Source organism: Bacillus sp. TH17 (assembly GCF_016651125.1).
GTDB lineage: Bacteria > Bacillota > Bacilli > Bacillales > Bacillaceae_G > Bacillus_A > Bacillus_A mycoides.
Genome location: NZ_JAEKEN010000001.1, coordinates 4,486,259 through 4,505,409 on the forward strand (window position 1 = coordinate 4,486,259; position 19,151 = coordinate 4,505,409).

Consider the following 19,151-nt stretch of genomic DNA (forward strand, 5'->3'; position numbering starts at 1 on the left):
GGATGTATAAAGTGAAACTTTAATCATCTCCCAATGATTTTTTACAGCTTTCATAAAGTGTAACTTTAACCAGTGGTTTTTTGTCCGTCCCCACTGATTATTAGCCCACAAATAGCGGGATAAAAATTCCCTTATGAAAAAAAGAGGCAACTAGACCTTACCAATCTAGTTGCTCCAAGAAGTTATATACATCCTCATGTAGCACATCACGTTCTTTATCAAGTGTAATGACATGCGTAGAGTCTTCATACCATTTAATGTCTTTTAACGTAGATTCTACACCGTTATAAATAATGTTAGCACTATCTGTATTAATCATCTCATCATGACGTGCTTGTACAACGAATGTTGGAGCATAAATCATATCAACATTATTGCGTACGTCACGAATCAACTCCTGTAATGCTTTTAATGTATTCATTGGTGTCTGTTTAAATTCAAACATTTCCTGCTCAATTCGTTCTGGTGATTTTTGCTCACGCTTTTTATATTCGCGGGCATATGCCAATATACCTTGGTACATAATTTCTTCACTTTTAATGTACATCGGTGCACACATTGGTACAACACCTAAAATCGGTAATGTATAAGCAAGTTTTAATGAGAATACTCCGCCTAATGATAATCCAACCGCAGCTATTTTCTCGTAACCTTGATCTTTTAAATGCTGGTAGGCATTCATTACATCTTTCCACCAGTCTTCAGGGCCTGTATGAACAAGCTCTTCTGGTGGTACACCGTGTCCTTTGTAAATTGGCGCATGACAAGTATAGCCTTTCTTCTCTAAGAAACGCCCTAGCATGCGTACGTCAGCTGAGTTCCCTGTGAATCCATGTAATAATAAAACAGCGCGGTCTCCACCTTCAAATGTAAATGGTTTCGGAGATGCTAATTTCATCATGTACTTCTCCTCTTTCTCTTCTGTAATCTAGTCGTATTCTTTCTATTCTTAGTGTACCATATTTATAATTCTATAATCTAATTAGAAACTTTTTTTGAATAACAAATCAAAAAAAGAAGAACCATTAGCATAATCCGCTAACGCTTCTTCTTTTAATTTTATAAATTTAAGTACGTAACACCAATTGTTAGTACGAAGAATAGTACAGCTAAGACAACTGTAACACGGTTTAATACCGCTTCAATTCCACGTGCTTTTTGCTTACCAAACAATTGCTCTGCACCACCTGAAATAGCGCCTGAAAGGCCTGAGCTATTACTAGACTGCATAAGTACCATAACAATCATTAAAATCGATACAATAATAAGTAAAACTGATAATAACGTATGCACTTGGCGTACCTCCTACAAAGATTCAGTTATTTTAAATGTAGCATAAATCCTATAGAAAAGCGAGAGCTATAGAATCGCTCTCGCTTTTCTTCTATTACATGAACATCATTGCGAATAACGGTCCAAGCAAACATGTCAAAATTGCTGTTAATGTCATTGTTACCGATCCAATAACACCTTCATGCTCATTATTTTTCATCGCTCTCATAACACCCATAATATGAGACGCACATCCAAAGCCAATCCCTTTACCAACTGAGTTTGTAACACGGCTCCATTTTAATAAAATTGGTCCTGAAATCGTTCCAGTAATCCCTGCGATAACGACGAATGCTGCTGTTAAGGACGGGACACCACCAACTTGTTCAGATACACTCATCGCAACTGGCATTGTCACTGATTTTGGTAAAGAAGATAAAATTAAGCTTTTATCTGTTCCCATAAGTGTGGCGATAGCAAAATCACTTGCAATAGCAACTGTTGTACCTACTAATACACCACCAGCAATTGGTACAACATATTTTTGCAGAACATGACGTTGTTTATAAAGCGGGATTGCAAATGCTACAACACCTGGTCCTAATAGCTTCGCAATCCAGCCACCACCACTTTCCATATAATTTTGATATGGTATATCAAGCATTATAAATAAGAAAGCCATTAATCCTGTTGCAACAAGCATTGGAATGGTAAATGGTGTTGGAAATAATTTGTAGATTTTTTTAGATAATTGATATAATAGCACCGTAAAAAGAACCCAACCGATTCCGATTAATATTTGGCTCATTGTGTCTCTTTTTCCTTTCTATTCGCAAGATATTGTCCTGTATGTCCTGCGACAATAATAATTAAAAACGTACTCGCTACAACTGTAATGAAAAGGGAAATTCCTTTACTCATAAAAAAAGCACCGTAATTCATTAAGCCAAGCGTTGGCGGAATTAATAAAAACGGCATAATAGCAACGAGTGTTTCTGCTCCTAAATCAAACCATTTCACTGGAAGTACTTTTAGGCTAAGCAAAACAAGTAGGAGGAACATCCCAATCAAACTTCCTGGAATCGGAAGATTCAACATTTCTTGCACCCAATTTCCAACGATATAAAATACATAAAGAGCAGCAATTTGGACAAGAATCTTTGTAAGTTTCATGTTCATCATCCCTCATGTTTATACGATCTTCTGTTAATATCCTTATCATAGTATAAATTGTAAAAACCTGCAATTTATCAAATCGACAACGAAAACCCACTATATTATACGCTTACACCCTTGATATGACTGCGTTTCCTAATGTGATTTACGTCAAAAACCTTGACCTAATATATAAAGTTTATATTTTCTGAATTTTGATGGTTATTATTTTAATAAAACAAAATCCTTCACTCCATTTTTATTCTGCCTTCTCTCTAGCACACATATATATATAAAGATAGGTGGTGAACATATGTCTAAAAAAATTCTCATTTTTTGTGATCCTGGAATCGACGATGCGATAGCCCTCCTCCTCGCATTCTTTATCGATGAAATTGAAATTGTTGGGATTGTCGCTGATTACGGCAATGTTCCAAAAGAAATGGCCGTACAAAATGCTCATTTTCTTAAACAAAAATCAAGAAATAGAGATATGAAAATATTTGGTGGTTCAGACCGTCCTCTCAATGGAGGTCCACCCGCTTTTTTTACTAATATTCACGGTAAAGAAGGGTTAGGGCCAATCATCCCAAATGAAAAGTTACAAAACGGAGAAATGGAGAATTTTTTTGAAGTTATCCCTCTTATCGAGCAGTATAAAGACGAACTAATCATTGTAAGTTTAGGGCGACTCACTTCCCTAGCTACTTTATTTATTTTATGTAAAAACTTAATGCAGCAAATTAAATCTTATTATGTAATGGGTGGTTCCTTTCTGCACCCAGGTAATGTAACTCCCGTATCAGAAGCGAATTTTTATGGCGATCCAATCGCGGCTAACATTGTATTACAATCTGCATCCAACATGTACATATACCTGTTAAATGTAACTCAGTATTCCATCGTTACACCTGATATGGCTGAATATATTGAGGCGAAAGGAAAGGCTTCTCTCGTCAAACCTCTATTCGATCATTACTACTATGGATATTACGAAAAAATTTTACCACGATTAAAAGGCTGCCCTTTTCATGACACGATACCGATATTAGCTTTACTTGATAATTCTATGTTTACCTACTACAAATCACCAATTACCGTCATGACCGAGTCTTACGCTCAAGGAGCAAGCATCGGTGATTTCCGCTCTTTAGTAGGATCAAACCCATTCACCAATCGGCCCTCGCAGCAAATTGCTATCGATTTTGATTATAATCTCTTCTTTAAATACTTCATGTCACTTATGACAGACGAACAATTTTAGCAAAAAAAAACAGACCGTGATTTCTCACGGTCTGTCGTTATTTTCTACAATTATCGTTTGATATTGTAGAAAGATTGTAAACCAGCGTAAACAGCGATTTCGCCTAGCTCGTCTTCGATACGTAATAATTGGTTGTACTTAGCAATACGGTCAGTACGGCTCATAGAACCAGTTTTGATTTGGCCAGCGTTAGTTGCAACTGCGATGTCAGCGATTGTAGCATCTTCAGTTTCACCAGAACGGTGAGATACAACTGCTGTGTAACCAGCACGTTTAGCCATTTCGATTGCTTCGAAAGTCTCAGTTAAAGTACCGATTTGGTTAACTTTAATTAAGATTGAGTTAGAGATACCTTTTTCGATACCTTCAGCAAGTTTTTGAGTGTTAGTTACGAATAAATCGTCACCAACTAATTGTACTTTATCACCGATACGCTCAGTTAATAATTTGTGACCATCCCAGTCATTTTCGTCTAAACCATCTTCAATAGAGATGATTGGGAAGTCTTTGCAAAGCTCTTCGTAGAAATCAACCATTTCTGCAGAAGTTAAGCCAGTACGGCCTTCGCCTGCAAGGTCATATTTACCAGTTTCTTTGTTGTAGAACTCAGAAGAAGCAACGTCCATTCCTAAGAATACGTTCTCGCCAGCTTTGTAACCAGCTTTTTCGATAGCTTCGATGATTACTTCTAATGCTTCACGGTTAGAACCAAGGTTTGGAGCGAATCCACCTTCGTCACCTACTGCAGTGTTAAGACCTTTGTCATGTAATACAGCTTTAAGTGCATGGAATACTTCAGCACCCATACGGATTGATTCTTTGAATGTTGGAGCACCAACTGGTAAGATCATGAACTCTTGGAAGTCAACGTTGTTATCAGCGTGAGAACCACCGTTGATGATGTTCATCATTGGAGTTGGTAATTGTTTTGCATTGAATCCACCAAGGTAACGGTATAATGGAAGACCTACGAAGTCAGCTGCTGCGTGAGCTACTGCCATAGATACACCAAGGATAGCGTTAGCACCTAGTTTACCTTTGTTTGGAGTGCCATCTAATTCGATCATAGCACGGTCGATACCAGCTTGGTCAGTTACGTCGAAACCAACGATTTCTGGAGCGATTGCTTCGTTAACGTTGTTTACTGCGTTAAGAACACCTTTACCAAGGTAACGAGATTTGTCACCGTCACGTAATTCTACTGCTTCGTGCTCACCAGTAGATGCACCACTTGGTACGATAGCGCGTCCGAATGCGCCGCTTTCTGTGTAAACTTCTACTTCTACAGTTGGGTTACCACGAGAGTCAAGGACTTCGCGAGCATAAACATCAATAATTGTTGACATAATAAATTCTCTCCTTTTTATATAAGCAAATTATTTAATAATTGTTTTACCTGTCATTTCTTTCGGTTGTTCCACATTTAAAAGTGTAAGCATTGTTGGGGCGATATCTCCTAAAATACCACCTTCACGAAGCTCTACATCATTTTTTGTAACGATGAAAGGAACCGGGTTAGTTGTATGAGCTGTCATTGGTCCACCTTCAGCAGTTAACTCCTGATCGGCATTACCATGGTCAGCAGTAATAAGTGCTACACCATCTTTTGCAAGAATCGCTTCTACAACTTTTCCTAAACATTCGTCAGTTGCTTCTACTGCTTTAATTGTTGGTTCCATCATCCCAGAATGGCCAACCATATCACAGTTTGCAAAGTTAAGAATGATAACATCATGTTTATCATTTTCAATGTCATTTACTAAAGCGTCCGTTACTTCATAAATGCTCATTTCAGGTTTCAAGTCATACGTTGCAACCTTCGGTGAGTTAATTAAAATACGCTCTTCTCCTGGGAATTCAGCCTCACGACCACCGCTAAAGAAGAATGTAACGTGCGGATACTTTTCAGTTTCCGCGATGCGAAGTTGCTTTAATCCCGCTTGCGCAACAACTTCACCTAATGTGTTATCAAGGTTCATTGGCTTGAATGCCACGTAACCATCTACAGTTTCACTGAAATGTGTCATACAAACGAATTCAGGAATGTGAGGTACTTTTTCACCACGATCGAACTCACGGAAGTCTTCGTTTGTAAATACACGAGCAATTTGAATTGCACGGTCTGGACGGAAGTTATAGAAGATAACTGCATCATCATTATTGATTGTTGCAACTGGCGTGTCATCTTCGTTAACAATTACAGACGGCAATACGAATTCATCATGAATACCATTTGCATAAGAGTCTTCTACACACTCTTCTGCTGATTTATAAGTAGGGCCTTCACCATTCACCATAGCACGGTAACATTTTTCTACGCGATCCCAGCGCTTGTCACGGTCCATGGAGTAATAACGACCAGAGATAGTCGCGAATTGTCCTACTCCTGTTTCTTTAATTACTTCATTTGTTGCATCGATATAACCTTTTGCTGTTTGTGGTCCAACATCGCGGCCATCTAAGAATGCATGGATATATACTTTCTCCACGCCTTCTTTTGCTGCTAAGCGAAGAAGAGCAAACATATGGTTCATGTGACTGTGCACACCACCATCAGAAAGTAAACCGAATAAATGAAGAGCAGTACCTTTTTCTTTCACGCTTTTAATTGCATTTTGGAAAGTTTCATTCTGATCGAACTCACCTTCACGAATTGCAACGTTTACGCGTGTTAAGCTTTGATATACGATGCGGCCAGCACCGATATTTAAGTGACCAACCTCTGAGTTACCCATTTGACCTTCTGGAAGACCTACTTCCTCACCAGAAGCTGTAAGCGTTGTGTGAGGGAATTTGTTCCAGTAACCATCAAAATTAGGTTTCTTAGCTTGTGCTACAGCATTCCCGTAAGTTTCTTCACGTAGTCCGAAACCATCAAGAATGATTAAAGCTGTTGGCATTCTCATTTTACCGCCCCCAGAAGACCTAAGAACGAAGCAGGCTCTAAGCTAGCACCGCCAACTAAAGCGCCGTCGATGTCAGATTGTGCCATATACTCTTTAATGTTTTCTGGTTTTACGCTACCGCCGTATTGAATACGAACAGCTTCTGCAGCTTCTGGAGAAACAGCTTCTGCAACAACTTTACGGATGTGCGCACATACTTCATTTGCATCTGCAGAAGAAGAAGATTTACCTGTACCGATAGCCCAGATTGGCTCATAAGCGATAACAGTTACTTTAACTTGCTCTTCTGTTAAACCTGCAAGTGCTTTTGTTACTTGACCTGCTACTAGATCAAATGTTTTTCCGCTTTCGCGCTCTTCTAAAGTCTCACCACAACAAACGATTGGTGTTAAACCATGTTCAAATGCTGCAAGAGTCTTTTTATTTACTGACTCGTCTGTTTCAGCAAACATTTCACGACGCTCAGAGTGGCCAAGTACTACGTAGCCTACTTTTAAGTCGCTAAGTGCTACTGGGCTAATTTCGCCAGTGAATGCACCATTTTTTTCGAAGTGCATGTTTTGTGCACCTACTTGTAAGTCAGTTCCTTCAGCCTTTGCTACTAAGCGCTCTAAGAATAGAGCTGGCGAACAAACTACTGCATCAACAGCTGAAGCTGCTGGGATTTGACCTTTAACTTCCTCTACGAAGCTAACTGCTTCAGATAGAGTTTTATTCATTTTCCAGTTACCTGCGATAATTGGTTTACGCATGCTTTGCACCGTCCTTTTTCTTTGGCTGCTACTTATTTGTCGTTAAGACACACTACACCTGGAAGTTCTTTACCTTCCATGAATTCTAATGACGCACCGCCGCCAGTAGAAATGTGGCTCATTTTATCAGCCATACCGAATTTTTCAACAGCTGCTGCAGAGTCACCACCGCCGATAACAGAGTATGTATCTTCTGCATCTGCTAATGCTTGCCCTACTGCTTTTGTACCTTCTGCGAATGGAGTCATTTCGAATACACCCATTGGTCCATTCCATACAACAAGCTTAGAGTTTTTAATTACATCTGCATAAATTTCACGTGTTTTAGGACCGATGTCCACGCCTTCCCATGTAGAAGGGATAGAGTCGATACCAACGATTTGAGTTGTTGCAGTTTCAGAGAATTCCTCTGTGATTACAACATCAACTGGCATATAGAAGTTTACGCCTTTTTCTTTTGCAAGTTGCATAAATTCTTTAGCTAGTTCAATTTTGTCGTTTTCACATAGAGATAGACCAATTTCATGACCTAATGCTTTAACGAATGTGTAAGCAAGTCCGCCACCGATGATTAAGTTATCTACTTTGTCTAATAGATGACGAATTACACCGATTTTATCTTTTACTTTCGCACCACCGATGATAGCTGTGAATGGACGTTCTGGGTTAGAAAGTGCTTTACCTAATACATCTAACTCTTTTTCCATTAATAAACCAGATACTGCTGGTAGGTAGTCTGCGATTCCTGCTGTAGAAGCGTGAGCACGGTGAGCTGCACCGAATGCATCGTTTACGAAGATATCAGCAAGAGCTGCAAATTCTTTCGCAAGTTCTGCATCGTTCTTTTCTTCGCCCGCATAGAAACGTACGTTTTCAAGAACTAATACGTCGCCTTCGTTCATTGCTGCAACCATTTCTTGTGCAACTGGTCCGAATGCTTCGTCCGCTTTTTTAACATCTTTACCAAGAAGCTCGCCTAAACGTGCTGCTACTGGAGTAAGACGTAATTCTTCTACTGCTTGACCTTTTGGACGGCCTAAATGACTTGCTAAAATTACTTTCGCACCTTGCTCTATTAAATATTGAATTGTAGGAAGAGCTGCACGGATACGAGTTTCATCTGTAATTTTGCCTTCTTTCATAGGTACGTTGAAATCAACGCGGCAAAATACACGCTTACCTTTTAAATCTACGTCACGAATTGATTTTTTGTTCATTGGATTTCCCTCCGACTACTAGTTAGGATTGACAAAACCCATTCAAAAGCTTAACACATTTGCTTCTAAAACGAAAGAAGAGAGAGAGGGAACAAACCCTCTCCCTCGTTTTGTCATTGATTGCTTATATACTTAAGAATTAAAGACCTTTAGAAGTCATGTATGCAGCTAGGTCTACTACGCGGTTAGAGTAACCAGTTTCGTTATCGTACCAAGAAAGTACTTTAACCATGTTACCTTCCATTACCATTGTAGATAATGCATCGATTGTAGAAGAAGCTGTACATCCGTTATAGTCGATAGATACTAATGGCTCTTCGCTGTATCCAAGGATACCTTTTAATTCGCCTTCAGAAGCTGCTTTGAATGCTGCGTTTACATCTTCAACTGTTACTTCTTTGTCAAGTTCAACAACTAAGTCAACAAGAGAAACGTTAGCAGTTGGAACACGTACAGCGCCGCCGTTTAATTTACCTTTAAGTTCTGGTAATACTAATGCTACAGCTTTAGCAGCACCAGTAGATGTTGGAATCATGTTTTCAGCTGCTGCACGAGCACGACGTAAATCTTTGTGTGGTAAGTCTAAGATTTGTTGATCGTTAGTGTAAGAGTGAATTGTTGTCATCATTCCGCGTTTTACGCCGAATTTTTCGTTTAATACTTTAGCGAATGGAGCTAGACAGTTTGTAGTACAAGAAGCATTAGATACTACGTTGTGGTTAGCTGCATCGTATTGTTCGTGGTTAACACCCATAACTACAGTGATATCTTCGTCAGAAGCTGGAGCTGAGATGATAACTTTCTTAACTGATCCACCTAAGTGTTTCTCAGCGTCTGATTTTTTAGTGAAACGGCCAGTAGATTCTACTACTACTTCTACTCCGTAGTCGCTCCATGGTAATTGAGCTGGGTCACGCTCAGCGATAACTTTAATTTCTTTACCGTTAACAACGATGCTGTTTTCGTTAGCAGATACTTCTGCATTTAAAGTTCCGTGAACTGTATCATATTTTAAAAGGTGAGCTAATGTTTTAGCATCTGTTAAGTCGTTGATTGCTACTACTTCTACCTCAGAGTTGTTAAGAGCTGCGCGGAATACGTTACGTCCGATACGTCCAAATCCATTAATACCAATTTTAGTCATTTAAATTTCCTCCTTGGGGGATTATATTAAAGGGTAATACCCTTTGTTAATTGTTTTGCTGCACCTTCATCTGTAATTAGAATTGAAGTGTGCCCTTGCTTTATTACAGCCTGTATTGCTTTTGCTTTTGAAGAACCTCCAGCGACTGCGACAACGTGAGATACATGTTGTAAATCTTCAAGTTGCATACCAACTGTTCTTACTTTATGAACAACATTTCCTTGTTCATTAAAGTAGTAACCGAAAGCTTCGCCAACTGCTTCGCTTGCCTGAATCTTTAACCAATCTGCTTCTGAAGTATTTCTGCGACGTGCCATTGTTAACGCATCACCAATTCCATGAATGACGATATTGGAAGATCGAATCAACTCAAGAACTTCTTTCACGGAGGGCTCGGTTACAATAGACGCATATGCTTCGCTACTAACGTGATCTGGAACATACAATAAGCGATAATTACTCATCGTATTTTGTGCCATTTTGGCGCAAATGGTATTGGCTTCTAACTCGACACCTTCTCCAATTCCACCACGTGCTGGGACAAATAGCATATGTAAATCTTTGCAATCAAGTTGCATCATGTCCGCAGCAGCAGCTAGCGTAGTTCCTCCAGCCACAGCAACGATATTATTCACTGTCAGACGGTCTTTTATACAAGTCACACAAGCACGGCCCATCTCCAGTTTGACCCAAGGTGATTCATCACTATCACCAGGGACAACGAAAACTTCATCCAAGTCTAATGTTTCCTTAAGTTGTTTTTCTAAAACCTTTAACCCGGAAATTTCTTTCATAAAGTCTTCCAAAGCAAGAACTAAAGCTGTTCCTTCTTCTGTCAAAGTCATTCCAGAAGAAGCGACGTGAACTAAGTTTTGTTCTTTCAAAACTTGAACTTCACTTCGCAATACTCGTTCTGTCATACCGAGACTTGCAGATAAGTTTCTTCTTCCAATCGGCTGCATAAGCCTAATGTACTGAAGCACTTGCATTCTCGTTTGCATAACAGGTAGCAGATCAGGTAATAATTTTTTTGTGTTCTGAATCCATGAGCGCATATCTTTTCTCCTCACTACATCGGTTCATTTCCCTTCGTGGTCATTTTATGTCCCGTAGTGACATTTTGTGTCCCACTTAGGTTAAAAAAATAATCCCTGCTACGTGTATTATTGTAACAGGAGACAGAAACTTATTCAACTCTTAACTGCATTGTTTATATAGTTTATTATGACACCTTTGTGAATGTTACCATATTCTACTTGTCTTCCGCCTATTTCTACAACAGGAATCATTAGATGGTATTTCTCTAAAAGGTCATTATCTTCATATATATCTATTTCCTCAATTTGAAAAGAATATTCATATTGTACTTCTTTTAAAACTTGTTTCGCCTTCACGCAAAGACCACAATCTTTTTTTGTATATAGTACAACCTTCATCTTCTTCACCTATCCAATTGTTTTTCTTAGAGACGAAGCAGGAATATGCATTTGTTCTCTATACTTCGCAACCGTTCTTCGAGAAATAACGATTTCATGCTCTTCTTCTAATAATTTTGAAATCTTTTGATCCGAAAGTGGCTTTTTCTTATTTTCTGCTCCAACAAGCGTTTGAATGAATTGTTTCACACGCTTTGTAGAAACCGCCTCATCTTCCGTCGTAGAAATAGAATTACTAAAGAATGATTTCATCTCAAATAAACCGTACGGCGTTTGCACATATTTATTACGCGTTGCACGACTAATTGTAGACTCATGCACACCTAACTCTTCCGCCACCTCTTTTAATGCAAGTGGTTTTAAATACTCTGGACCTCCCCAGAAGAAATCATGCTGTTTTTCCATAATAATATTCATCACTTGTAAGAGTGTTTGTTTTCTCTGTTTCAAACTGCGCATAATCCATTGCACATGCTGATACTTCTCCGATACGTAAGAAGCCACTTCACTTTCACTATTATTTAGTAACGCACTATACTCAGAGTGAATTTCAATTCTTGGCATATTTCTCTCATTCATCTGTAAAACGAGATGATCGCCATCTTTTTTTACCGCCATATCAGGCACAATATAAAGTGGTTTATCAGAAGAAAATGCAAGACCTGGTTTCGGCTGCAATGATGTAATACAGTTCACCGCATCCTGTAATTCCTCGTTGGTACACTTCAACACTTGAACGAGCTTTCGCCAATCTTTCTTAACGAAATAATTAAAATGATCATCTATAATTTCTTCCGCTAACCCATTTCTTCTTTGTAAGCGCTTCAATTGGATTGATAGACATTCCTGAATATTACGCGCACCTACCCCTGCTGGCTCTAACGATTGAACAAGCTCCACGGAACAGTCCACTACATCAATTGGCGCAGAAAGAAGCTCTGATAACTCTTCATTTGTTTCTTGTAAATAACCATTTCCATCCATGTTCATAATAATGAAAGAAGCTGCTTTTCGCTCTTCTTCATCTATTTTATAATACTGTAGTTGATTTAATAAATGTTGCTGAATCGTTGTAGAATCCACACTGTAGATTTCCATTTGATTCTCGACTTGTTTGCGGGTACTTTTACTTGTGTTAGAGCTCTTTTTCTTCTCCCTCTCAAAACCACCTAACTCAATAAGGGGATTCTCTAACGATTGCTCATACAAAAACTCCGATAATTCTTGTACATTATACTGGAGCATTGTAATCGCTTGCCTTAACTCTTGTGTCATTGCCAAACGTAAGCTTTGTTCTTGTAAAAGACTTGCCTTCAAACTAATCTCCCCCTTGTTTCTATTGTACAATAAGTTTGGTAAAAGGAGAATCCTATCGCAGACACCCATTCCAAAATATTATTAATTTATATGTATTAATGAGATTTACATCTTACAACCTAAATTTGAATAATATTGAAAGAAAATAATAACGCATAAAAGTTATTACCACATACTAATAGTAAATCTTATTATCAGATATAACAAGTGATAATAAAAAAAGGTCTGAACTTATACTTGTAAGTTCAGACCTTTTTTACAATGGCGAGTACATATCGAATATTACACGTTTCTTCACCATTGTCGCATTTTCATTTGATAGATTAATTCCGTTCGTATCCTCTACGAGTACCACACGCACCAAATTCACAGCGTTGCGATTTGCTATAAAGATACTTTCTTGTTTATCTGCTTTGTGTAATTTTCGAATTGTGACTTGGATTACCTCTGAGTTATTTTTCCAGGGTCTATTCTTACAAGTGAACAACATTTATGACATGTACTTTTTACTTAACTGCAATAAATACCTAGCGATGCCGTTATCTTATAAACTTCATTGAAATTTTCATCTTCCATGAAGCCCTCCATGATTTCAGGTATTCCTTTTGCATACGCAACTAACATTTCGAATGCATCATCTTTCGTTATCTTGTGACGAGTCACACTACTGTTATGATGTTCCATCGTTACATAATAGACCTTTTCTCCGCACTCCTCTTCTTCAATACATGTAAGAAACGATTTTATTTCAAATAGCTTGCGAGAACCTTTTTTCATTCTTCTTCTCCTTCATAACGGTCAAGAAAGTCCGATAATGCCAACGAAAGATGATCACTTTTATTAAACTTCAGCTTACTGGCAAAGACGGCTAGCCTGTCCCTATTGCTTTGTGAATCACTACTATCTTACGTTTCATATCTTCGTTCAGCAACTTAACAATACGCTTGTGCAATATATCTCGTTACAATTTCTTTTAGTGCTAAAATCTGTTCTGATTTGAATTGCATTTCACTCTTTAATTCTTTTCATAACGAAAAACCCCCTATACACGATTATTTCTAATCACATACAAGGGGTTTCTTTAGATTTACTATTAATTTTCAACACTTTCTTCACGCTATTATGTGCTATTTACTCAATACTTTTAAATAGAACACATCACAACAACAATACATAACGCGCCCAGAGGGATTCGAACCCCCGGCAGACGTGGTACCGGAAACCACCGCTCTATCCGACTGAGCTATGGGCGCATGATTATTACGATAATATCAACGGTTTGCCTCCGTCTTCTTCCGACTTGTTCTTACCGAAAGTTAAACGTAGGATACGAACACCAACACGTAGACGTTCGCTTCTTTACATATGGATATTATATCCTGACGCTAACCTAATACGCAAGCATAAAAACCTCTTCTACACTAGCTTTAGTGCGCAGTTTTCCTTCTTTCGTTCCCCCTTAATCTACTTAAATCGAAATAGAACGCATATAGGCTCATACTTCATCATATTAAATCTAATCGTCTAGAATTGCATCTCTCGGCATCGCACTTTTCGCATATAGTCTATAAAAAAAAGACAGGCGAAGTGATGCCCGCCCATCTCCGCACTATTTTATATATTTTGATCGCAGGCTAAATATATCTTCCCCTTCACGAATGCCTGCCGATCCCTTCCTCACATTTTTTACGACAGTCCAATTCGGGTTAGTTTCATCACCGATGTTCTGTACTGTAAAGTTGCCGTCACCATATTCTCGGTGACCTTCTGCCAATTTCTCCGTTAAATCATTCTCTTTTGATCTCACCATCTTTGCGCCATCTCCCTTTTTATACAACCCTCTTAAACTGTCCAACCGATCACACGTTCAGTCAATTGGAGATCCTCGTTTTCCGCTTCGATTAATTTTAACACACTGTCGGGGGTAAGTTCCGATAACGGCTGCCCAATCGCATTAGAAACGTTATTTTCTTTGATAGTAGAAACTCGGCGAGGATTGGGTAAAAGACAATTCGCTGGGCTGCGTCAGGACTTCGCGAGAGATCAACCCCCTGATTCAAAAATCACAAATACTATCTCTAAGGGACTCCTGCGACGGCTCAGCGGGGTGGCTTGGAGGGTTCGGAAAATTTTCGTTTGGGTTGGCTTGTGGTGAATAGCGTATTCATTTTGATGAATGACGAATACAACATAAATGACTTTTGTTACTTTCGACTTTCTCTTCTAAACGTTGATTTAAAAGAATTCGCAAGACTTTCGATGAACAAAACAATTCGTAAATGTTTTATGCATTAAAAGAAACATTGATTTAATAACGTTCTTCTTTCGTGAATGACTTCGATTGAACGAATAAGATAATGAAGATATTATTTTTTTAAAACTGAACACATCCTTTTTTTTACTATACAAGAAAATTTTATTTTAAATTAAAAATAACTACAAGAATAGAAATATATATTTTATTGATATGTTTTTTGTGAATAATTAGAAATTTTACCTCGTGTAATTTTCAGTTACTTTTTAATCTTCAACAGGTAACATACCTACATCATGAATTACATATTATCCTCTTCCATCTTATAAAGCGCCACTATAACACAGAATTCATTGACGCTTGAATCAAAGCTTTAACTTCAAAAACCTAAATTTTCCAATCATAAATTCACCCCAACTCACAAATTATAATCTTTGAATTGATATTCCAAAGGGGGCTTCATTCAATGACTGTAATTACAAAACTAAAGCAAACTGTTTCTGGATTAAAAAGTGCACAAGCTAGCTTAGAGGGATTCGCTCTTGATACGGATAACCAACAAGCAAAGCAACTTTTCCAAACAGCTGCGCAGCAAACACAAACAATTATCGATTCTTTAAACCCGCGTGTTGAAGAAGTCCAGCAAGAAGAACCACAATACACACAGCAATAACCAAAGGTGCCATTGTATCTAATGGTACACAATTTGAGAAAAAGGGTGATATGCAATCATCCTTTTTTCTCAAATTACATAATGCAATAGAAATGGAATGATTATAATGCGAAAACTTGGAATCATAACCGCGTTATTTATGCTCCTATTCGGTTCACTTACCGGATGTGATAATAGCCCGTTAGATAAAAAAGTAAAGAAAGAAGAAGCTAAGCGGGCAGATGAGAAAAAGGGCCCTAAATTAACAAAAATGAGTACAGAATCCTTTAATCAATCTATATCGCAAGACGCTAAGAAAAAAGCTCTTGCTATGGAGGGAATTATAGAAGCTACCGCAGTTAATACAAATTTAGATCTTTACATAGCCGTTAAACCTGAACATCACGAAAGATTTGGTTTAAAACCTTTACGAAGTAAATTAAAAAAGAAGCTAAGTGATGAAAACCCTACTTTCGATATTCGTGTAAGTACAGACAAAAAGATTTTTATGCTCATAGAAGAACTTGAAAACAAAATTAAGAAAAAGAAAGTGAGTAAGGATGACATTAAAGAACAGTTAAAACTCATTCAATCAGAAATGGGATCTAATATTTAAGCTTTCTAAAAGAGAAGGAAGGATTCAAATGTCTAGTAAAGATAAAAATTTAACACCTGTGCAACAAGAATATAAAAAATTCGAACAACAGCGCGAACCGAAGCGCCCCGTTTTAAAAAATTGTATGAAAGCTTTTTTCGTCGGGGGATTAATTTGTCTAATAGGCCAACTGATTTCCACCTTTTATATTACGTACTTTGATTTCACTGAAAGATCTGCCGGGAACCCTACCGTTGCAACTCTTATTTTTATCTCCATGCTACTGACGGGATTTGGCGTCTACGATCGCCTCGGACAATTTGCTGGTGCTGGTACCGCAGTTCCCGTTACTGGATTTGGTAACTCTGTTATTGCCGCATGTATTGAACACCGTACAGAAGGGTTCGTTCTCGGCGTTGGTGGTAACATGTTTAAACTAGCAGGATCGGTCATCTTATTTGGCGTATTTTCAGCTTTTGTCATCGCTCTTATTAAAACGATTCTCTTTCAATGGGGAGGGCTGTAAATGTTACAAGGACACCGAACATGGGTATTCGAAAACAAACCAGTTATCATCTCAACAGGTGTAGTCGGTGGCCCATTTGAGGCAAATGGAAAAATTCCTGAAGACTTCGATACCCTGCATGAAGATTTATGGCTCGGACAAGATTCTTACGAAAAGGCGCATAAAATTTTATTTGAAGAAGCTTGTAGCCGCGCTACCGAAAAAGCAAAGCTCCGTAAAGACGATATTCAATTCGTACTCGCAGGGGATTTAATTAACCAAATAACTCCAACGAGCTTTGCATGCCGCACACTCGGAACACCTTATCTCGGTTTATTCGGCGCCTGTTCTACCTCTATGGAAGGCTTAGCACTCGGTGCAAGTATCGTAAATGCAAAAGGTGCAAAGTATTTATTAACTGGGGCATCAAGTCATAACGCTGCGGTAGAAAAACAATTCCGCTATCCAACTGAATATGGTGGTCAAAAACCTCCTACGGCTCAGTGGACAGTGACCGGTGCAGGCGCGGCTATTTTAAGCGACACTGGATATGGTCCACAAGTAACATCGGCCACCATTGGACGAGTTATTGATATGGGACTAACAGATCCTTTTAATATGGGTGGTGCGATGGCCCCAGCTGCTGTCGATACGATTGAAGCTCATTTACGCGAACGACAAATTGACGCCTCTTATTACGACTTAATCGTAACAGGTGACCTTGGACATGTCGGTCGCGAAATCGCTTACGACCTACTACATAAACATGGAACAAAGGTAAAGAGCGAGCAATTTCAAGATTGCGGAATCATCATTTATAGAGAAGGTCAACCTGTCATAGCTGGTGGAAGTGGTCCAGGCTGTTCAGCAACAGTCGTATACGGACATTTATTAAACCGAATGAAAAGAGGAGAATTCAAAAAAATACTTGTCGTTGCGACAGGTGCTTTACTATCTCCACTTACATTCCAACAAGAAGAAACGATTCCGTGTATCGCTCACGCTGTTTCGATTGAATTTGGAGGTGCAACGCAATGATTTTTTTCTGGGCTTTCGTCATTGGTGGACTCATATGCGTAATCGGACAGCTTATGTTTGATGTCGGCAAACTAACCCCCGCTCATACGATGGCAACACTCGTTGTTGCTGGAGCTATATTAGATGGATTCAATCTGTATGAACCATTAATCGACTTTGCAGGCGCTGGGGCAACTGTACCTATTACAAGTTTCGGTAATGCCCTCGTTCATGGCGCGATGGAGGAAGCAGCCAAACATGGCATCGTCGGCGTTATTACCGGCATGTTTAAAGTAACGAGTGCTGGTGTATCAGCTGCCATTATTTTCGGCTTCATTGGAGCATTGCTATTCAAACCGAAAGGATAAGGTGTTCGTATGACAGTTATCGCTAGCGTTAAAACCTGCCTTGCCAGTGTAAGGGGCGCTCAAGCAAGTTTAAGCTCCCTTTCACTAAATTCACAGGACGCGGAATCAAAACGTGTATTTCATGAATGTATGTTAGAAATGGACAGCATCATCGCTGATTTACAGAATAGGGTTTCAGTATTAGAACGTGAAGAACCTCAATATAAAGGGTTTTAAGTAGACTGGAGGAAATGACTATGTCTCACCTGCCGGAATGGACACTTGTCATTCTTCGCTCTGTATTCATATTAATTATTTTATTCGCTATTACGAAATGGTTAGGAAAAAGACAAATCTCTCAGCTCTCCTTTTTTGAATACATAGCCGGAATGACAATCGGTGACATCGCTGCCCAAGTATCTACAGGGCTTGATTCAAAATTTTTCCACGGCGTCTTTGCGATACTCATTTTCGCTGTGGTACCTTTTTTCACTGGAATCCTCTCTTTAAAGAACAAAACAGCTCGAGATTTTTTTGAAGGAAAATCTACCGTATTAATAAAAGACGGCAAAATACTTGAAGATAATTTAAAGAAAGAAAAGTATACAAGTGATGAATTACTTGAGCTTCTCAGAGGAAAAAATGCGTTCAGCGTAGCTGATGTTGAATTTGCTGTACTAGAACCGAGCGGTGAATTAAATGTATTATTAAAGAAAGATCGCCAACCACTTACAGCAAAAGATATCAGCCTAAAAGTGCCAAACGAAAAAGAACCGCAAACTGTTATTATGGATGGAAATGTACTAGATGAACCTCTTTCTGCTAGCGGACATAATCGCGCTTGGTTACATTCTGAGCTAGAAAAACTCGGTGTTGTCATTGAAAATGTCTTTCTTGGTCAAGTTGATTCATACGGACAACTTACTATCGACATCTATAATGATAAACTCCAAATGCCTTCTCCTCAAAACAAGCCTTTATTATTAGCATCCTTAAAGAAATGCAATGCTGATCTTGAATTATTCTCTTTAGAAACGAAATCAAAATCAGCGAGTGATATGTATAGTAAAAACGCAAAACAAATCGAGAAAATCTTAAATAAAGTAACCTATCTGTTAAAAGAATAAAAAATGAAAGAACGCTTCTATACAAAAGGCGTTCTTTTGCCTTTTCCACACCATTAATCACGTTTAAATTTATGTAATTCGGTTATGATGTTGAAGATACATAAGCAGGGAATTTTAAAAACATAGCGAATAAATCATGATACAACTACATATTTTTTGATTTAAAGTGGTTTCGTTTGACCTTCATTGAC

The 19,151-nt window shown here is 38.5% G+C and carries 22 protein-coding genes and 1 tRNA gene; 8 read left to right on the top strand and 15 right to left on the bottom strand.

Going from position 1 to position 19,151, the window contains the following annotated elements; translation table 11 throughout:
* Positions 1 to 157 precede the first annotated feature (157 nt).
* The 4 genes from JFT95_RS23185 to JFT95_RS23200 all read right to left on the bottom strand — a co-directional run bounded on the left by JFT95_RS23185 (position 158) and on the right by JFT95_RS23200 (position 2,454).
* Entirely contained in the window at positions 158 to 898 is a 741-nt protein-coding gene (locus JFT95_RS23185; RefSeq protein ID WP_162836430.1) for an alpha/beta hydrolase, read from the bottom strand.
* A gap of 161 nt (positions 899 to 1,059) precedes the next feature.
* Positions 1,060 to 1,293: a preprotein translocase subunit SecG gene (secG, locus tag JFT95_RS23190; RefSeq protein WP_002016062.1), complete on the bottom strand. Its 234-nt coding sequence runs from the start codon at positions 1,291 to 1,293 to the stop codon at positions 1,060 to 1,062.
* Positions 1,294 to 1,387: 94 nt separating this feature from the next.
* Positions 1,388 to 2,080, bottom strand: a complete 693-nt coding sequence (locus JFT95_RS23195) for an LrgB family protein (RefSeq protein ID WP_002129877.1) — start codon at positions 2,078 to 2,080, stop codon at positions 1,388 to 1,390.
* Complete coding sequence (locus JFT95_RS23200; protein ID WP_170935229.1) at positions 2,077 to 2,454, bottom strand: CidA/LrgA family holin-like protein; 378 nt, start codon at positions 2,452 to 2,454, stop codon at positions 2,077 to 2,079. The genes JFT95_RS23195 and JFT95_RS23200 overlap by 4 nt, the downstream gene beginning before the upstream one ends.
* A gap of 286 nt (positions 2,455 to 2,740) precedes the next feature.
* On the opposite strand from JFT95_RS23200, the gene JFT95_RS23205 reads away from it, so the two are divergent.
* Positions 2,741 to 3,691 (top strand): nucleoside hydrolase, encoded by a 951-nt coding sequence (locus tag JFT95_RS23205; protein ID WP_201053336.1) that lies wholly within the window; start codon positions 2,741 to 2,743, stop codon positions 3,689 to 3,691.
* 50 nt (positions 3,692 to 3,741) lie between these two features.
* Here JFT95_RS23205 and eno read toward each other — a convergent pair whose 3' ends face one another.
* From eno to JFT95_RS23260, 11 genes are all read right to left on the bottom strand, one after another.
* Positions 3,742 to 5,037, bottom strand: coding sequence for a phosphopyruvate hydratase (eno, locus tag JFT95_RS23210; protein ID WP_002034740.1), 1,296 nt, complete (start codon positions 5,035 to 5,037; stop codon positions 3,742 to 3,744).
* Between the two features lie 30 nt (positions 5,038 to 5,067).
* Positions 5,068 to 6,597: a 2,3-bisphosphoglycerate-independent phosphoglycerate mutase gene (gene gpmI / locus JFT95_RS23215; protein WP_201053338.1), complete on the bottom strand. Its 1,530-nt coding sequence runs from the start codon at positions 6,595 to 6,597 to the stop codon at positions 5,068 to 5,070.
* On the bottom strand, positions 6,594 to 7,349 hold the full coding sequence (gene tpiA, locus JFT95_RS23220) for a triose-phosphate isomerase (protein WP_002016069.1): 756 nt from the start codon (positions 7,347 to 7,349) through the stop codon (positions 6,594 to 6,596). Before tpiA ends, gpmI begins: the two co-directional genes overlap by 4 nt.
* Positions 7,350 to 7,381: 32 nt before the next feature.
* A complete protein-coding gene (locus JFT95_RS23225; protein ID WP_002016070.1) occupies positions 7,382 to 8,566 on the bottom strand; it encodes a phosphoglycerate kinase in 1,185 nt (394 codons plus the stop codon).
* Between the two features lie 139 nt (positions 8,567 to 8,705).
* Positions 8,706 to 9,710 (bottom strand): type I glyceraldehyde-3-phosphate dehydrogenase, encoded by a 1,005-nt coding sequence (gene gap / locus JFT95_RS23230; protein ID WP_002016071.1) that lies wholly within the window; start codon positions 9,708 to 9,710, stop codon positions 8,706 to 8,708.
* A 26-nt stretch (positions 9,711 to 9,736) separates the two neighbouring features.
* On the bottom strand, positions 9,737 to 10,765 hold the full coding sequence (gene cggR, locus JFT95_RS23235) for a gapA transcriptional regulator CggR (RefSeq protein WP_002089545.1): 1,029 nt from the start codon (positions 10,763 to 10,765) through the stop codon (positions 9,737 to 9,739).
* Positions 10,766 to 10,900: 135 nt separating this feature from the next.
* Complete coding sequence (locus JFT95_RS23240) at positions 10,901 to 11,146, bottom strand: glutaredoxin family protein (RefSeq protein WP_002089547.1); 246 nt, start codon at positions 11,144 to 11,146, stop codon at positions 10,901 to 10,903.
* 9 nt (positions 11,147 to 11,155) lie between these two features.
* Positions 11,156 to 12,463 (bottom strand): RNA polymerase factor sigma-54, encoded by a 1,308-nt coding sequence (rpoN, locus tag JFT95_RS23245; RefSeq protein WP_002129881.1) that lies wholly within the window; start codon positions 12,461 to 12,463, stop codon positions 11,156 to 11,158.
* Positions 12,464 to 12,973: 510 nt separating this feature from the next.
* On the bottom strand, positions 12,974 to 13,240 hold the full coding sequence (locus JFT95_RS23250; RefSeq protein WP_016121040.1) for a hypothetical protein: 267 nt from the start codon (positions 13,238 to 13,240) through the stop codon (positions 12,974 to 12,976).
* Positions 13,241 to 13,640: 400 nt separating this feature from the next.
* Positions 13,641 to 13,716 (bottom strand) — tRNA-Arg (locus JFT95_RS23255).
* Between the two features lie 356 nt (positions 13,717 to 14,072).
* A complete protein-coding gene (locus tag JFT95_RS23260) occupies positions 14,073 to 14,273 on the bottom strand; it encodes a hypothetical protein (RefSeq protein WP_002129884.1) in 201 nt (66 codons plus the stop codon).
* 910 nt (positions 14,274 to 15,183) lie between these two features.
* Here JFT95_RS23260 and JFT95_RS23265 point away from each other — a divergent pair.
* The 7 genes from JFT95_RS23265 to JFT95_RS23295 all read left to right on the top strand — a co-directional run bounded on the left by JFT95_RS23265 (position 15,184) and on the right by JFT95_RS23295 (position 18,960).
* Positions 15,184 to 15,390 (top strand): DUF1657 domain-containing protein, encoded by a 207-nt coding sequence (locus JFT95_RS23265; protein ID WP_000216167.1) that lies wholly within the window; start codon positions 15,184 to 15,186, stop codon positions 15,388 to 15,390.
* 106 nt (positions 15,391 to 15,496) lie between these two features.
* A complete protein-coding gene (locus JFT95_RS23270) occupies positions 15,497 to 15,985 on the top strand; it encodes a YhcN/YlaJ family sporulation lipoprotein (protein ID WP_002167400.1) in 489 nt (162 codons plus the stop codon).
* 28 nt (positions 15,986 to 16,013) lie between these two features.
* A complete protein-coding gene (spoVAC, locus tag JFT95_RS23275; protein WP_002129887.1) occupies positions 16,014 to 16,490 on the top strand; it encodes a stage V sporulation protein AC in 477 nt (158 codons plus the stop codon).
* Positions 16,491 to 17,507, top strand: coding sequence for a stage V sporulation protein AD (gene spoVAD / locus JFT95_RS23280; RefSeq protein ID WP_000938981.1), 1,017 nt, complete (start codon positions 16,491 to 16,493; stop codon positions 17,505 to 17,507).
* A complete protein-coding gene (gene spoVAE, locus JFT95_RS23285) occupies positions 17,504 to 17,854 on the top strand; it encodes a stage V sporulation protein AE (RefSeq protein ID WP_000575919.1) in 351 nt (116 codons plus the stop codon). The genes spoVAD and spoVAE overlap by 4 nt, the downstream gene beginning before the upstream one ends.
* A 9-nt stretch (positions 17,855 to 17,863) precedes the next feature.
* Positions 17,864 to 18,070 carry a DUF1657 domain-containing protein gene (locus JFT95_RS23290; RefSeq protein WP_002167398.1) on the top strand — a complete coding sequence of 69 codons (207 nt, stop codon included), beginning with the start codon at positions 17,864 to 17,866 and terminating at the stop codon, positions 18,068 to 18,070.
* Positions 18,071 to 18,090: 20 nt separating this feature from the next.
* Positions 18,091 to 18,960 carry a DUF421 domain-containing protein gene (locus tag JFT95_RS23295; protein ID WP_002016080.1) on the top strand — a complete coding sequence of 290 codons (870 nt, stop codon included), beginning with the start codon at positions 18,091 to 18,093 and terminating at the stop codon, positions 18,958 to 18,960.
* The last annotated feature ends 191 nt before the right edge of the window (positions 18,961 to 19,151 follow it).

Bases quoted from the DNA above. Each gene is read 5' to 3' on its own strand.
- JFT95_RS23265 (WP_000216167.1), top strand. From the start codon at position 15,184: ATGACTGTAATTACAAAACTAAAGCAAACTGTTTCTGGATTAAAAAGT.
- JFT95_RS23185 (WP_162836430.1), bottom strand. From the start codon at position 898: ATGAAATTAGCATCTCCGAAACCATTTACATTTGAAGGTGGAGACCGC.
- gap (WP_002016071.1), bottom strand. From the start codon at position 9,710: ATGACTAAAATTGGTATTAATGGATTTGGACGTATCGGACGTAACGTA.
- JFT95_RS23260 (WP_002129884.1), bottom strand. From the start codon at position 14,273: ATGGTGAGATCAAAAGAGAATGATTTAACGGAGAAATTGGCAGAAGGT.
- spoVAD (WP_000938981.1), top strand. From the start codon at position 16,491: ATGTTACAAGGACACCGAACATGGGTATTCGAAAACAAACCAGTTATC.
- JFT95_RS23240 (WP_002089547.1), bottom strand. From the start codon at position 11,146: ATGAAGGTTGTACTATATACAAAAAAAGATTGTGGTCTTTGCGTGAAG.
- JFT95_RS23225 (WP_002016070.1), bottom strand. From the start codon at position 8,566: ATGAACAAAAAATCAATTCGTGACGTAGATTTAAAAGGTAAGCGTGTA.
- gpmI (WP_201053338.1), bottom strand. From the start codon at position 6,597: ATGAGAATGCCAACAGCTTTAATCATTCTTGATGGTTTCGGACTACGT.
- spoVAC (WP_002129887.1), top strand. From the start codon at position 16,014: ATGTCTAGTAAAGATAAAAATTTAACACCTGTGCAACAAGAATATAAA.
- eno (WP_002034740.1), bottom strand. From the start codon at position 5,037: ATGTCAACAATTATTGATGTTTATGCTCGCGAAGTCCTTGACTCTCGT.
- JFT95_RS23295 (WP_002016080.1), top strand. From the start codon at position 18,091: ATGTCTCACCTGCCGGAATGGACACTTGTCATTCTTCGCTCTGTATTC.
- JFT95_RS23200 (WP_170935229.1), bottom strand. From the start codon at position 2,454: ATGATGAACATGAAACTTACAAAGATTCTTGTCCAAATTGCTGCTCTT.
- JFT95_RS23290 (WP_002167398.1), top strand. From the start codon at position 17,864: ATGACAGTTATCGCTAGCGTTAAAACCTGCCTTGCCAGTGTAAGGGGC.
- JFT95_RS23205 (WP_201053336.1), top strand. From the start codon at position 2,741: ATGTCTAAAAAAATTCTCATTTTTTGTGATCCTGGAATCGACGATGCG.
- JFT95_RS23250 (WP_016121040.1), bottom strand. From the start codon at position 13,240: ATGAAAAAAGGTTCTCGCAAGCTATTTGAAATAAAATCGTTTCTTACA.
- spoVAE (WP_000575919.1), top strand. From the start codon at position 17,504: ATGATTTTTTTCTGGGCTTTCGTCATTGGTGGACTCATATGCGTAATC.
- JFT95_RS23270 (WP_002167400.1), top strand. From the start codon at position 15,497: ATGCGAAAACTTGGAATCATAACCGCGTTATTTATGCTCCTATTCGGT.
- cggR (WP_002089545.1), bottom strand. From the start codon at position 10,765: ATGCGCTCATGGATTCAGAACACAAAAAAATTATTACCTGATCTGCTA.
- JFT95_RS23195 (WP_002129877.1), bottom strand. From the start codon at position 2,080: ATGAGCCAAATATTAATCGGAATCGGTTGGGTTCTTTTTACGGTGCTA.
- tpiA (WP_002016069.1), bottom strand. From the start codon at position 7,349: ATGCGTAAACCAATTATCGCAGGTAACTGGAAAATGAATAAAACTCTA.